Raw genomic sequence first — 326 nt, 5'->3', positions numbered from 1 at the left:
GCAAAAGTTGAAACAGAACCGCGCGCAGGCGACATTCAAACGAAACATATGTGATGCAAAAGTCACATTGGCCGGAATGCCAACCAACTGCACGGAAAGACCCCGAATCAGCCGCATTCCAGCCACGAAGCAAGGCATTTTCGACCAGATATTAACATCACGTTCACCGACTATTCACGCCTCGACGCTATGATGACCGCAATTCGGAAGGGACATCCGAAAATCGGGACAGGGACAAGGTAATGAACTTCCTCGCGCACCTCATCGGCTATGCCGCCGCCATCCGCGAATTCGTCGCGCCGACCTACCGGCCCGAACGCTATTAC

Annotated in this window: 1 protein-coding gene; it reads left to right on the top strand. The window is 53.7% G+C overall.

The annotated features are described in order from the left end of the window. Nucleotides 1-193: hypothetical protein (locus EOA79_RS33320; protein WP_206639317.1), on the top strand; the 193-nt coding region annotated here is incomplete at its 5' end. Nucleotides 194-326 lie beyond the last annotated feature (133 nt).

The organism is Mesorhizobium sp. M1A.F.Ca.IN.020.03.2.1 (assembly GCF_004023205.1).
Lineage (GTDB): Bacteria > Pseudomonadota > Alphaproteobacteria > Rhizobiales > Rhizobiaceae > Mesorhizobium.
The sequence above is the reverse complement of the archived record's forward strand: the minus strand, read 5'-3'. Positions and strand labels throughout refer to the sequence as shown.